Annotated in this window: 13 protein-coding genes; 4 read left to right on the top strand and 9 right to left on the bottom strand. The window is 62.8% G+C overall.

The window, feature by feature from the left end:
• Positions 1-57: 57 nt before the first annotated feature.
• The gene (locus AC6I9R_RS05400; protein WP_461427798.1) at positions 58-603 is read right to left on the bottom strand and encodes a DUF4329 domain-containing protein; all 546 of its coding nucleotides are present in this window, start codon (positions 601-603) and stop codon (positions 58-60) included.
• Positions 604-745: 142 nt separating this feature from the next.
• On the opposite strand from AC6I9R_RS05400, the gene AC6I9R_RS05395 reads away from it, so the two are divergent.
• Entirely contained in the window at positions 746-931 is a 186-nt protein-coding gene (locus AC6I9R_RS05395; protein WP_461427797.1) for a hypothetical protein, read from the top strand.
• Between the two features lie 704 nt (positions 932-1,635).
• On the opposite strand, the gene AC6I9R_RS05390 is transcribed toward AC6I9R_RS05395, so the two are convergent.
• The 4 genes from AC6I9R_RS05390 to AC6I9R_RS05375 all read right to left on the bottom strand — a co-directional run bounded on the left by AC6I9R_RS05390 (position 1,636) and on the right by AC6I9R_RS05375 (position 6,582).
• The gene (locus AC6I9R_RS05390) at positions 1,636-1,842 is read right to left on the bottom strand and encodes a cold-shock protein (protein ID WP_011456742.1); all 207 of its coding nucleotides are present in this window, start codon (positions 1,840-1,842) and stop codon (positions 1,636-1,638) included.
• A gap of 154 nt (positions 1,843-1,996) precedes the next feature.
• Complete coding sequence (locus AC6I9R_RS05385; RefSeq protein ID WP_461427796.1) at positions 1,997-2,899, bottom strand: HNH endonuclease; 903 nt, start codon at positions 2,897-2,899, stop codon at positions 1,997-1,999.
• Positions 2,896-4,551: an energy-dependent translational throttle protein EttA gene (gene ettA, locus AC6I9R_RS05380; protein ID WP_461427795.1), complete on the bottom strand. Its 1,656-nt coding sequence runs from the start codon at positions 4,549-4,551 to the stop codon at positions 2,896-2,898. The genes AC6I9R_RS05385 and ettA overlap by 4 nt, the downstream gene beginning before the upstream one ends.
• An 84-nt stretch (positions 4,552-4,635) precedes the next feature.
• Positions 4,636-6,582 (bottom strand): putative bifunctional diguanylate cyclase/phosphodiesterase, encoded by a 1,947-nt coding sequence (locus AC6I9R_RS05375; RefSeq protein ID WP_461427794.1) that lies wholly within the window; start codon positions 6,580-6,582, stop codon positions 4,636-4,638.
• A 218-nt stretch (positions 6,583-6,800) separates the two neighbouring features.
• Between AC6I9R_RS05375 and AC6I9R_RS05370 the strand changes: the two genes are divergently transcribed.
• Positions 6,801-7,400, top strand: a complete 600-nt coding sequence (locus AC6I9R_RS05370) for a nicotinate-nucleotide adenylyltransferase (RefSeq protein WP_461427827.1) — start codon at positions 6,801-6,803, stop codon at positions 7,398-7,400.
• An 11-nt stretch (positions 7,401-7,411) separates the two neighbouring features.
• Here AC6I9R_RS05370 and AC6I9R_RS05365 read toward each other — a convergent pair whose 3' ends face one another.
• On the bottom strand, positions 7,412-8,272 hold the full coding sequence (locus AC6I9R_RS05365) for a DMT family transporter (protein WP_461427793.1): 861 nt from the start codon (positions 8,270-8,272) through the stop codon (positions 7,412-7,414).
• Between the two features lie 135 nt (positions 8,273-8,407).
• Between AC6I9R_RS05365 and dacB the strand changes: the two genes are divergently transcribed.
• On the top strand, positions 8,408-9,889 hold the full coding sequence (dacB, locus tag AC6I9R_RS05360; RefSeq protein ID WP_461427792.1) for a D-alanyl-D-alanine carboxypeptidase/D-alanyl-D-alanine endopeptidase: 1,482 nt from the start codon (positions 8,408-8,410) through the stop codon (positions 9,887-9,889).
• Positions 9,890-9,968: 79 nt separating this feature from the next.
• On the opposite strand, the gene AC6I9R_RS05355 is transcribed toward dacB, so the two are convergent.
• The 3 genes from AC6I9R_RS05355 to gltX all read right to left on the bottom strand — a co-directional run bounded on the left by AC6I9R_RS05355 (position 9,969) and on the right by gltX (position 13,159).
• On the bottom strand, positions 9,969-10,157 hold the full coding sequence (locus AC6I9R_RS05355) for a PLD nuclease N-terminal domain-containing protein (RefSeq protein WP_461427791.1): 189 nt from the start codon (positions 10,155-10,157) through the stop codon (positions 9,969-9,971).
• 65 nt (positions 10,158-10,222) lie between these two features.
• Entirely contained in the window at positions 10,223-11,614 is a 1,392-nt protein-coding gene (locus AC6I9R_RS05350; RefSeq protein WP_461427790.1) for an MATE family efflux transporter, read from the bottom strand.
• Between the two features lie 207 nt (positions 11,615-11,821).
• Positions 11,822-13,159: a glutamate--tRNA ligase gene (gene gltX / locus AC6I9R_RS05345; RefSeq protein ID WP_461427789.1), complete on the bottom strand. Its 1,338-nt coding sequence runs from the start codon at positions 13,157-13,159 to the stop codon at positions 11,822-11,824.
• A gap of 71 nt (positions 13,160-13,230) precedes the next feature.
• On the opposite strand from gltX, the gene AC6I9R_RS05340 reads away from it, so the two are divergent.
• Positions 13,231-13,632 carry a metallopeptidase family protein gene (locus tag AC6I9R_RS05340; protein ID WP_461427788.1) on the top strand — a complete coding sequence of 134 codons (402 nt, stop codon included), beginning with the start codon at positions 13,231-13,233 and terminating at the stop codon, positions 13,630-13,632.
• The last annotated feature ends 73 nt before the right edge of the window (positions 13,633-13,705 follow it).

Raw genomic sequence — 13,705 nt, 5'->3', positions numbered from 1 at the left:
ATGCTTTATGTTGCGTTTTCAGGTGCTTAGGCCCTTGCTCAAGCTTGAGCAGGCGGTCTAACGCGACCGCCCAAAGCGGGTGTAGAGCCCGTCCAGCGTATAGGTCTCGGCCACCGGCCCATGTTCTTCCGGGAAGAAATTGGGGTCCTCCGGCAAGCACCCGCGCCCGCAGGCCTGGGTCATCGTGCCGGTCGTCCCATCCACGAACCACAGCCGCCCGCCGGGCGTGCCGACCCAGCCATTCACGCCGAACCGCATGTCGCCCTCCACGTCCTGAATGGACGGCACTTCGCCGTCATACCCCAGCCCCCAGGCCGCATGGGTGTGCCAGGACGAGACCGCTCTTTGACCGGGCTCCAACGGCATCGACGCACAGCTCGCCTCGCCGCCCCAGGACGCCTTCGTGGAGGAGTAATTTCCCTCCGCATCCTGCAGGACAAACCCGCAAACCTCGCGGTTGAAACGCACCGAAAGCTGGTTCATGGACTCCATCAGCCCCTGCACGAATTCCATTTCCCGCGCATCCTGCGCCTGCGCCGCGGAGGCCAGGCTCACCCATGTTGCGGTGAAAACAGAGGCCAGTTTGGTCACGATTGAACGCATGGGGAGAAAGCTCCTTTCAGGACGATTGACCCTGAGGTTAGTGGAGAATGCGCCGCTGGCAACGCGAAATAAGGCGCAAAGCGGTGGAATGCCCGGCCCGATACGCTAATGTCCTCAGGGACGACGTTTGTGGAGAGGTGATATGGCAAGCTTTGAAGACAAAATGCGCGACCGGGTTCAATCCATGGCCAAAGGCACGAGAATCGAGGCGTTGACCGATGATGAAGACGTGCGCGAGTGGCTGGTCTTCGGCCGCATCGCGATGATCGCGACACTGTGGATGGCGATGATTTCCGCCGTGGCATTAGTGATCTCCATCCGTTTCTGACCCCGAGGCGTTGGGGTCCCGCCCTAGATGGACCGGGGCCACGTTGGGGTCGCGGGGAAAGATCACGGATCGGCACCTTTAGGGGCCGAACCCGTTATATTGCGGCCCAATCGGTAAACCGAAACGGCTGCGGGCGGGGCTTGCGTTGGGTGTGTTTGGCTTGGCGCGGGGGCATCTGTTTTCTCCTGTGATGCCTCGACCCTACTGCTTCCCGGGGCCCGCGTCAGCGGATGGTCCCCGGTCTTGACAGCTTAGATCGACGCCCAATCAGTGAACCGAAATGGAGCGGGCGCGGGCTTGCCGGGAATGGGCGAGGGTTGACGGCGAGTTTGGGCGGGGCGGGTCATGGTCTATCCTTTGGGGCTTCGTGGGACGGGGTAAGCCCAACGTGGCCATTTCACCCCCTGTCACACAAAATCGCCGCGCTGATATCCGATAGCTTTCCGGCTTTCCCGCCCTTTTTCAGCGCCTTGGCGGAAATTCGCCCCGGGGGTGTTGAGATAGGCGGCACTTGGCCGATGGGTGCAAAACGTGCGGATCAGGGGAGCTCAAACCGCCCTCCTATCGCCCTCGGAAGATCACGGGGGGTCCAATCACATACCACCCGGCATCCCAAGAATCATGACCTCTCACCGGGCCACAAAAAAAGGCGCGTCCGTAACCGGGCGCGCCATCGTCTTGTCAGCAGATCGCTGAAGCGTCTCTTAGACTGCCTTCAGGTTCACGGCACTCTCGCGGCCATCACGGCCAGCTTCGAGGTCGTAGGTCACCTTCTGGTTGTCGGCGAGGCCGGTCAGACCAGAACGCTCAACAGCAGAGATGTGCACAAACACGTCCTTGCCGCCCGTCTCGGGTGCGATAAAGCCGAAGCCTTTAGTAGAGTTGAACCATTTCACGGTGCCATTGGCCATCGTGTGTCTCCTAAGTCATGTATTCCCGCCCGCGTGCCTGCGGCGGTATGGCGTCAGTTGGGTAGCAGATCGAGACTGAGGCCTTGGTAGAGGAGACAGCGGACGAGGTGCGGTAACGGTCGCAGGGTGCATATGGCGCAGATGGGGGTGGAAATCAAGGGGAAGTCGGGCGTGAGTCGATTCGCCGATAGCTCAACATCGGCGACTTTGCATGATGATCCATCAACGCCTCAATCCTCCTAGGCATGGAATATGAACTGAATGTTTCATCGAATTCTACAGCGCCAACATTCTCCGCTTTTCGCCAAGCGTCTTTGCTCAATGGCATCATACACGTTCGCCCGTTCACCGGCGCTAAAGCCCAACATTTGTCCAGATAGCCTAGGATATCAGGCACCTGTTCATCTGATGCATTCAAGTAGGCAATAGGAACCTCTGTCTCTTCGGACGCTTTCATCCGTAGAACACTTCGGATGTGATCGAAGTACGGATGCGCGACAAAGGTGTATCCAAACTTTGCAAAGAAAAGAAGAAACACGGTTTTCAGCTCCGCTTGCTTCACACGCGCTTTACGGTAGTTCAGCGGGATGTCGATAGAGATTTGCTTTCCTGCCATGCAAGATTCGTCAATCCACTCTACGATCTGGTCGGGACCGTGCGGGTTGTGGCCAGATGAAGGGGCCAAATGGATTACCCCTTCAGCGGATTTGTGCAGCGTCGCGTTGAGTTTTCCACATTCGCTTACTAGCGAAACAGATCGCCGTTCCGTTTCGCCACCCGCGCCGAAGGTGCGGAGAAAATTCTCGGCCTTGCGCGCTTCATTCTGATCAGCTTCATAAGCAGTCCCAGCAAAGTTGTTGCATACTTTGCAGGTAAGAACTTCTAATCTGCCGCCCGAAGCTCTGGGAGGAACGTGGTCAATCGTAAGATAACCGCTTGCCAACGCCGCCTCCTCAAAGACCATCAAGCATATGGGACAAGCATAGCCATCGACATTTGACGCCAATTTAAGTGCGCGCGCCCCTTCAGAAAAGCGTTGTCGCGCGACTGGCTTCACCGCACAAACTTCTTGTGCTTCAACCGCTTGGGCTCCAACGCGTCTGGCCCTAACCTGCGCTTCTTGTCCTCCTCATAGGCCGAGAAGTCGCCTTCGAACCATTCCACATGGGCCTCGCCTTCGAACGCCAGGATGTGCGTGCAGATGCGGTCGAGGAAGAAGCGGTCGTGGCTGATCACCACGGCGCAGCCAGCAAAATCCGTGAGCGCGTCTTCCAGGGCGCGGAGGGTTTCGACGTCGAGGTCGTTGGTCGGTTCGTCCAAGAGAAGAACATTGCCGCCCGACTTCAACAGCTTCGCCATATGGACGCGGTTGCGTTCGCCGCCCGAGAGCTGGCCGACCTTCTTTTGCTGGTCGCCCCCCTTGAAGTTGAACGCCGAGCAGTAGGCGCGGGAGTTCATGCTCGCGTCGCCCAGTTCGATGATCTCGGCGCCGCCGGAAATCTCTTCCCACACCGTCGTGTCGCCTTCCAGCGCGTCGCGGGATTGGTCGACGTAGGCCAGCTGCACTGTGTCGCCGTATTCGAGCGTGCCCTCGTCGGGCTGTTCCTGGCCCGTGAGCATGCGGAAGAAGGTGGATTTGCCCGCGCCGTTGGGGCCGATGACGCCGACGATGCCGCCGGGGGGCAGTGCGAAGGAGAGGTCTTCGATCAGCAGCTTGTCGCCGTAGCCCTTTTTGAGGTTCTCAATCTCGATCACCTTCTGGCCGAGGCGTTCGCCATTGGGGATGATGATGGTCGCACGCGACAGCTTCTCACGCTCGGATTTCCCGGCGAGGTCCTCATAGGCGTTGATCCGGGCCTTTTGCTTGGCCTGACGGGCTTTGGCGCCCTGGCGGATCCACTCCAATTCCCGTTCCAGCGTCTTCTGGCGGGTCTTGTCTTCGCGGGCTTCCTGCTCCAGCCGTTTGGCCTTCTGCTCCAGCCAGGCGGAGTAATTGCCCTCGTAGGGGATGCCGCGGCCGCGGTCGAGTTCCAGGATCCAGGAGGTGATATCGTCAAGGAAATAACGGTCGTGGGTGACGATCAGGATGGTGCCTTTGTAGTCGATCAAGTGCTGCTGAAGCCAGGCGATGGTCTCGGCATCCAGGTGGTTGGTGGGCTCGTCGAGGAGCAGCATTTCAGGCGCTTCGAGAAGTAGTTTGCACAGTGCCACGCGGCGGCGTTCGCCGCCCGAGAGGGTCGCCACCGGCGCGTCATCGGGGGGGCAGCGGAGCGCTTCCATCGCGACGTCGATCTGGCTGTCGAGGTCCCAAAGGTTGTTGGCGTCGATCTCGTCCTGCAACGCGGCCATCTCATCGGCGGTCTCATCCGAATAGTTCATCGCCAGCTCGTTGAAACGATCCAACTTGCCCTTCTTCTCGGCCACGCCGAGCATGACGTTTTCACGCACCGACAGGCTTTCGTCCAACTGCGGCTCCTGCGGGAGGTAGCCGACCTTTGCCCCCTCAGCCGCCCAGGCCTCGCCGGTGAAATCCTTGTCGAGGCCCGCCATGATCTTCATCAGCGTCGATTTACCGGCGCCGTTCACGCCGACGACGCCGATTTTCACGCCGGGCAGGAAGCTGAGGCGGATGTTTTCGAAGCACTTCTTGCCACCGGGGTAGGTCTTGGACACACCGTCCATGTGGTACACGTATTGATAGGCGGCCATGGGTCCACTCCGTCTGAAAGATCGCTGTTGCGCCCTTCTTTAGAGGGGCGCGGCGGGATCGGCAATCGAAGGGTTGGGCCCGGGTCAGGCGCTGAGCGCGCGAACCTGGGTCTCGGGCGGGATGACGATGGGCGCGCCTTCGGCAATCATCGAGATCAGGGCCTCCCGCGCCATGGGGCGGGCGACGCCGAAGCCCTGCAGGCGGAAGCAGCCATGGTCCAGCAGGAAGTCCGCCTGTTCGGCCGTTTCGACACCTTCTGCCAAGGTGCTGACCCCGAGTTCGTCGCACAGGCGCAGGATCGAGGTGGTGATGATCCGCGCGGAACGATCGTGGGTGACATTTGCGATCAGCGAGCGGTCCAGTTTCACGCCGCTGACTTCCAACTGGCTGAGGTGCGACAGGCCCGCATAGCCGACGCCGAAGTCATCGAGGTAGACGGCGAAACCCTTTTCGCGCAGTTCCTGAATGCGGGCGGCGGCGACGCTGTCGGTGGTATCGGCGCCAAAGAACGTCGTCTCCAACACTTCTGCCACGAGGGATTTCGTGTCGAGCCCGGCCAGATGCGCCTCATAATCCAGGCGGCGCATGAACTCCGGATGCGCCAGCGCCTCGGATGAGGTGTTGAACGCGCCGCGGATGGTGAAATCCTGCCCGCGCAGCTCAGAGACCAGCGACGTGGTCGCGCGGATCGCGGCAAAGTCGATGTCGGCCATGCGGTTGAGGCGCGAGGCGTAGCGCAGGAAAACATCGGGAGAGACAACCTCTCCACAAGTTCGGTTCCATCGCGCCAGCGTCTCGAACGCGTAAATCTTGCCCGAGCGACCATCCAGGATGGGCTGATAGACGAAATTGATCCCATCCGTGTCGAGGGTTTCGACAAACTCTTCCATCAGGGCGTTTTCAGCTTCCTGACGACTGTGCAGCGTTGCGTCGTAGCGGGCCACGCGGGGCGAGCCTGGCCTTTTCGCCTCGTAAAGGGCGAAGTCGGCAGAGCGGATCAGGTCAGCCGCCGTGGTTTCCTGCCCATCGCTTAACGCGATACCGATGGAGGCGCCGCATTCCACGGTCGTATCGCCCCAATCGAGCGGGGTGCAGATGCGTTCTATCAGCCCGTCGGCGATGTGTTGCAACCGGTCGAAATCCGTGATGCCAGGGCAGGCCACGACGAATTCATCGCCCCCCATCCGGCACGACAGGTCCGATTGCCGCGCACAGGCGCGGATCGCGGCGGCCACATGGACCAGGATGCAATCCCCCGCCGAGTGCCCATGGGTGTCGTTTACAGCCTTGAAGTGATCAAGGTCGATGTAGAGCAGACCGATAGCCCGGTCTGCGGGGTTGGGTCGGCGCAAGACGGCGTCGCAGGCCGCCAGAAAAGCGGTCCGATTGTGAAGACCCGTCAGGGCATCGTGGTGGGCGGCGTGGTGCAGATCGGCGCGGGCACGCTCCAACTCTTCCTCCCGTTTGACCTGGTTGGTGACGTCGCGCGACACCAGGATCACCCGTTTCTCGCCCTTGCGGGGTTCGACAGTGGAGAGGTTGAACTCGTGCCAGAACAGCTCTCCATTCTTGCGCATGTTGGGACGGCGCACGAGGTTGTAGAACTCATAACTATCTGGATCGAAACGGAAGTTCGCAATGTCATCCTCATGGGGCTTCATGTCGGGCGGGAAGCAGAACTCCTGTGGGCGCCGTCCCAGCACTTCTTCCAAAGAACGCCCCATGATCCGGCAATAGGCCGGGTTGGCCCATAGGATCCGTGCCTCCATGTCCTGATAGACCAAACCATCGTTGGCGTTTTGGGCGACCGCGCGCAGGATCGCTTCCTGGGCGGAGACGTCTTCAAGGTTCTTTTGGGCAACCGACAAAGCTTCCAGCGCGGATTTGGACGCGCGCGTCTTGGCCCACAGCACGACCATCAGCAGCATCAGCAAGATCGCCAGGGCGATCTCCATCAACAGGAACGTGCGCACGCCCGTCAGAGCCGCCGGGTCGAGCCATGCCAAAACCGAGGGGAATGACCCCGTCATACTCATCATCACATCCGCCCTGTTATCTCTCGGCAAGGCTAGTTGCCCTCTGCCAAGGCCGGGTTAACGCGCGCGCTGTCCCGCAGGGTTTTATGGCGCGGATTTCGCTAAATTTGGCGCGATCCGCAGGGCTGGCGCGGGCGTTCAAGGCGCGGGATGTATGATTGACAGACCGCCCCCTCGCGCCCATCAAAGCCCCGAACAAGGGAGGAACGGCGTTGCGTCACAGGCTGCCATTTGCACTGCCGGGCCAAACCATTGGCCTGTTCGGGGGGTCGTTTGATCCACCGCACAGGGGCCACGTGCATGTGAGCCGGGAAGCGTTGAAACGGTTCGGGCTGGACCGCGTTTGGTGGTTGGTGTCCCCCGGTAACCCCCTGAAAACGCGCGGCCCCGCGGCGTTGGAGCGGCGGATGATGGCCGCGCGCGCATTGGTCCGCCACGCGCGGGTCGACGTCACCGATATCGAGGCGCATCTGGGCACGCGCTACACCGCGCAGACGATCGAGCGGCTACAGAGGCTTTACCCCGGCGTGCGGTTTGTCTGGCTGATGGGTGCCGACAACCTGGCGCAGTTTCACCATTGGCAGCGCTGGGAATGGATCATGGAGAACGTGCCCGTGGGTGTTCTGGCGCGCCCGGGCCAGAGGATCTCGGCCCGCACCTCGGTGGCCGCGCAGAGGTTTCGCAACGCCAAGATGCCCGCAAGCGCCGCGCGTCTACTAGGGCGGGCCGAGGCACCGGCGTGGTGTTTCCTGAACGTGCCGATGCTGGATGTGTCGAGTTCAGAGATCCGGGCCAGGGGCGAGTGGGGTTAGTCAGGCGTCCATTAGCGTGCCCGAACGCAAAGCGACGCAAATCCAGACACCAGGACCAAGGCAATACCGGCAAGTGCCACGCCGTCGGGAAACGCGCCGAAGATCAGCGCGCCAAATAGCGTGGCCCAGATCAATTGCGTGTAGACGAAAGAAGCCATGCGGCTGGCATGCGCCCGGCGGTAGGCAATGATCAAAAGCAGGTTGCCCAACATCGAACAGGCAGCCGACACCGAGGCCAGTGAGGCCACGGGCGCGCTGAGCGGCGGCATCGCCGCGATCCCGAAAGGTGCCAAGACAAGCGCGCCGATGACCAGTTGCGAGAGCAACATCGCCCGCGGCCTTGCCACGTTGGCGATCCACCGGCTCATCACCAGGTAACAGCCATAAAAAAGCCCCGCCAGCACCGCAAATCCCATGCCCATGGTCATGCCAAAGCCCGGTTTGACGACAAGGATCACCCCAACGAACCCGAGGCAGATCAGGCCGAAGCGCAGGGCCGAAAACGGCTCGCGCAGGAGCCATACAGACAGGAGCCAAGAGAGTATGGGCCCGACAAAAAAGGCCGCGAAGACGTTGGCGATGGGCTCGGATGCGAGTGCTGTCAGGATCGACGTGATGCCGCCGACCAGCAACAGCGCACGCAGCCAGATGCGCCAATCGGCGAAGAGGCGCGGTGAGACGATTCGAAACACGAAAGGCGCGATCATCAGCGCGCCGAGGGCAAAGCGGCTCCACGCGACAAAGAGGGGCGAGACGCCCTGTCCGCCCGTATCCAGACCGGAAGTAAGCAGTTTTCCTGCCGTGTCCCCCGCCGGGATCAGGGCCATGGCCAATAGCATCAGGGGCAATGCGCGAAGCGTGTTCTTGTCCATCGCCGTCCCGCCTACCCTGCTTCGTCAAGCAGGGAAACCCTGCCCCCTCTTGCACAAAATCGTGTCGCCACGGGGGGTTGAGCGTCCCCCCTGCCTCAAGGTAATCTGTGCGCAGCTGCCAAGTGAAATGACGACATGATTTCCAGACGGATCTTCCTGAGCGGGCTTCTTGCAAGCACCGCCCCCGGGGCGTGGGCTGCGGCGCCAGAGCGGTCGTTGCGCCCGCTGTTGCGGCCAACGGGATTCCTGCTGCGCACCATCCCCGAGGCCGCCGAGATTATCCGGGATGCAGGCCTGGGCGGGCGCATCGGCTTTGCCGTCGCAGACGCCGTCACCGGAGAGATGTTGGAGGTCGTGAACCCCCTCTACCCCCTGCCCCCCGCCTCGGTCGCCAAGGCGGTCAGCTGCGCCTATGCGCTGGACCGTCTGGGGCCAAATTACCGGTTCCGCACCCGGCTTGTCTCGGACGGGGTTCTGGCCGACGGACGGCTTGATGGGGACCTCTGGCTGGTGGGCTCGGGCGACCCGATTTTCGACACCGACGCCCTGGCCGCAATGGCCGATGATCTGGTCAACATGGGCCTGCGCGAAGTGACAGGCCGGTTCATGGTGGCCACAGGCGCCCTCCCCGAGATCTGGCAGATTGATCCCAGCCAGCTACCCCATGTGGGGTACAATCCGGCAATCTCTGCGCTGAACCTCAACTTCAACCGCGTCCATTTTGAATGGGAACGGGTGGGCGAGGATTACACGATTTCCATGGACGCGCGCTCTGCCTCCTTGCGCCCTGCGGTGCAGGTCGCGCGGATGCGCGTGGCCGAGCGGACGACACCGGTTTACACCTATTCTGATGCCGACAGCCACGACGCCTGGACCGTCGCGCGCGGCGCCCTGGGCGAAGCCGGATCGCGCTGGCTTCCGGTGCGTCGCCCCGCCGCTTACATGGCCGAGGTCTTCCAGACATTGATGGGCGAACATGGCGTGCGCCTGGCCTCGCCAAGCTACGCGCTGAGCGCGCCGGACACGGCGCTGGTTCTGGCCGAAAATGTCTCCGATCCGCTGGACGAAATCCTGCGCGGGATGATGCGTTGGTCGACTAACCTAACGGCGGAAGTCGTGGGCCTCATGGCCACCCAGGCCGCCGGTGAGCGGGCCACGAGCCTGCCCGAATCAGGGGCCGCGATGACCGCGTGGATGGCCGAGACCCTGGGCGCGCGCAACGCCACCTTCGTCGATCATTCCGGCCTTGGCGTCGGCAGCCGCATCCGGCCGCAGGACATGACCCATGCCCTCGTCGCCGCCGGGCCGGGCAGCGCGCTGCGCGACCTGATGAAAGACATCCCGATGCGCGACCGCGACGGCAATGTGATCGAGGGCCACCCCATCGAGGTAGTCGCCAAAACCGGCACGTTGAATTTCGTCTCGACCCTCGCAGGTTTTGCCCGCACGCCGACCGGGCGCGATCTGGCCTTCACCATCTTCAGCGCCGATCTGGACCGGCGCGAAGCGATCCCCGAGGATCAGCGAGAACGCCCCACCGGCACGCGCACCTACAACCGCGCTGCAAAGCGCATGCAACAGGCTCTGATCGAGCGCTGGGGCACGGTCTACGCCTGATCCGGCGCTCCATGAAGCCATCCACTAAACGAAAAAGGCCACCCCGAGGGGTGGCCTTTGGTGTCGAGGGGCGCGGGCGTCACACGTTGATCGTGTTGCCGCCCTTGGGGCCTGCGACCAACCAGGCGATGAAGCCCAGGATCGGCAAGACGAGGATCACGACAGTCCAGATCACTTTCGCCAGCGTCGAGGCGGCAGAGGTCCAGGTTTTGAAGATCGCGTAGATGTTCGCGATCAGAACGAGCAGGCCGAAGATGCCATATTCCATTGGGGGTCTCCCTGAGTGGTTGCGTTGCAAAGACAACTAGCCAGGGCGCATTTGGTTCCGAGTTTTTATCTGTGCCGGTGGAACAGGGCCATAAGCCTTGCGTGGCGGGCGAAGGGCTCATCCGCCGGTGCCGCTGCCGCGGTTGCCATGATCCGGCGCACCAGCACGAACGACAGCACGCCGAAGACCACACCGCCTGCGGCCTGCCCGATCAGCACGCCTTCTGCCCCCAACCAAGCCGAGAAGATCAGGACCGGCACGATGGTGCCAATCGTATGGCGGCCCCAGTTCACCCAGGTCGAGGTGTAGGGATAGCCGATGTTGTTGAAGCTGGCGTTGGACACAAAGATCATACCGTTGAAAAAGAACGCCAGCGCCAGCGGCCCGCAGAACAGGAAAACCAATGCGCGGGCATCCCCCGTGGCGGTGAACAGCGCCGCGATGGGCTCGCGCAGGAAGAACAGCACCGCGCTGACGATCACGACGACAAGGCCGGTAAACAGCATCGCCTCATAATACGTGCGTTTCACCCGGTCCTGTTTGCCCGCCCCGAAGTTCTGCCCGACGATGGGGCCAACGGCGCCCGACAGCGCAAAGAGCACCCCGAAAGCCACGGGCGTCAGACGCCCGATGATCGCCATGCCCGCCACGGCCTCTTCCCCGTATTGAGCCATGGAGCGGGTGACGAAGGCTTGCCCCACAGGGGTCGCCAATTGGGTGAGGATCGCGGGGGCGGCCAACGCCACGATGGGCGACAGGTCCAACCGAAGATCCGGCAGGGCGGGCCGCGCCAGGCCGCCGTGGTGGCGGAAGATCGGGATCAGGGCGACCGCCGCAATCGCCATCCGCGCACAGACCGAAGCGATGGCGGCACCCGTCAGCTCCAGGTTCAGGCCGAAGATCAGGATCGGGTCGAGCACGGCATTGACCAGCCCGCCGATGATAGTCGCCATCATCGCGCGCCGCGCGTCGCCATGGGCGCGCAGGATCGCGCCGCCGACCATGCCCACAAGAAGCAGCGGCAGAGAGGGGATGATGATCCGCAGGTAGCTTACCGCAAGGTCCTGGGTGGCGTCACTGGCGCCAAGCAGCGCCACCAGTGCAGGCAGATTGAACCAGACGACAGCGGCGAAAATGCTGCCGAAGAGGATGCCGTAAAACAGCGTCGTGCCCGCACGACGACGGGCCAGCGCCTCATCCCCCGCCCCCAACGCGCGGGCCACGAGGGCACCGCCGGCAATCGCCATGCCGATCCCGAAAGACGAGGTGAAGAACAGGATGGCGCCCGCATATCCGATGGCCGCCGCAAGCTCCTCTTTGCCGAGCATCGAGATGAAGATCATGTCGACAAAATCGACCAGGAACACCGCCATCAGCCCGACAGACGAGGTCAGCGACATCACCGAAATATGCTTGAAGAGGGACCCTTCGAGGAAGACCGCTTGCGAGTTTGCCATCCCAAGACACTGTCACGATCCCGCCCGCAGGCGCAATCCGCAAACCCCGCGCCGATCACGCCGCCCGAAGAACAGCTTCACCTCGCAGTCAAAGCACACCCGCGCCATCGGCCCTGGCCGAGGGCGCCTGGTCGCGTGCGCGCGCAGGCCAAAGGCCGAGGACGCGGCGAAACACCCGAGGCCTGAAGGTGCGCACCCGGGCGGGGATCAGAGCGACGGCTTCACCTGCATCAGGCGCATGACATCAGCCATTTCAGGCCCCTTTTCCCGTCCCGTCACAGCCTTGCGCAACGGCATGAACAACCCGCGTCCCTTGCGGCCCGTGGCCTCTTTCACGGCAGAGGTCCAGGCGCTCCACGTCGTCTCGTCGTAGGGCAACTCGGGCAGCATCGCGAAGGCTTCCGCCACGAAGTCCCGGTCCTCATCGGCCACCAACGCCTCGGCCCCGTCCCGGAACAAGGCCCACCAATCGGCAGTCTCCGCGCGCTTGCCAATGTTGGCGCGCGCGACCTCCCAGAACGCGGGCGCGATGCCCGCAGGGACCCCCAAAGCCGTGACCTCCTCGGCCACTGCGTCATAGGGGGTGGCGTGCAAGACGCTCGCGGTCAGCGGCCACAGGTCTTCGACATCGAACTTCGTTGGCGCAGAGCCGAAGTGGCCCAGGTCGAACCCCTCGGCCAGCTCTTCGACCGATCCCGCCAATTCCACCGGCTGCGAAGACCCGATCCGCGCCATATGCGACAGCAGCGCCATCGGCTCCATCCCCGCCGCGCGCAGGTCGCGCAGCGCCAGGGTGCCAAGCCGTTTGGACAGCGCCTCGCCCTGCGGTCCCGTCAGAAGCGAGTGGTGCGCAAAGGACGGCGCGTCCTTGCCCAGGGCATCCATGATCTGGATCTGGGTCGCCGTATTGGTCACATGGTCCGACCCGCGCACCACATGGGTCACGCCCATATCCGTGTCATCGACGACGGAGGCGATGGTATAAAGCACCTGCCCGTCGGCCCGGATCAGCACCGGGTCACTGACCGAGGCCGCGTCAATCGACAGATCGCCCAGAATGCCGTCGGTCCATTCGATCCGCGCATGATCCAGCTTGAAGCGCCACACGCCCTGCCCCCGCTCGGCGCGCAACTTGGCCTTTTCGCCGTCGGACAAGGCCAAAGCCGCCCGGTCGTAGACCGGCGGTTGGTGCATGTTCAGCTGTTTCTTGCGCTTCAGGTCCAGTTCGGTCGGCGTCTCCCACGCCTCATAGAACCGCCCCTTGGCGCGCAACTCATCGGCAGCGGCGGCGTAGCGGTCAAACCGGTCGGACTGACGCTCGATCCGGGCCCAGGTCAGACCCAGCCATTCCATATCCTCCTGGATCGCATCGGCGAATTCCTGGGTCGAGCGTTCCGGGTCCGTGTCGTCGAGCCGCAGAATGAACTGCCCGCCCGCCTTCTTGGCGATCAGAAAGTTGAACAACGCCGTGCGCAGGTTGCCGACGTGCAGAAAACCAGTGGGCGACGGGGCGAAGCGGGTGACGACGTTTGTAGGCGCGGACATGGGGCGAGGCCTTTCGAGGGGAAGCGGCTCTTCCTCTTTCATGTGCGCCCGCTTTTGTCCATATCGGGGGCATGCACGCTGATAAAACCGCCCCCGATCTGGCCGAGATGGAAGCCCTGGCCTATGCCGCGCGCGACGCCCTGGGCGACCCCTGGGCCGGGCCTGCGCGCGACGTCGTGATCCGGGTGGAGGATGTGGCGGAGCCCGAGATGTTGGCGGATCTGGGGATGGAGGACCCTTACGAGCTGACCGGCCTTTATGACGGCATCCCGATGACCCAGAAATCGGTGATGGACATGCCTGAGCGGCCGGACACGATCTGGCTGTTTCGGCGCGCGATCCTCGATGAATGGGTGGACCGGGGCAATGTGACCCTCGCCGAGTTGGTCACCCATGTGTTGGTGCATGAATTTGCCCATCATTTCGGCTGGTCCGATGACGACATCGCCGCCGTGGACCAGTGGTGGGACTAATCGCCCGCGCATTTATCACCCATCGCAACACCTTGTTAATGCTACGCGCGTAAAGCTGCCCGTGGGGCTGAAT

The organism is Gymnodinialimonas sp., from assembly GCF_059726805.1.
Note: the sequence above shows the minus strand (reverse complement) of the source record. Positions and strands in the feature narration are given on the sequence as shown.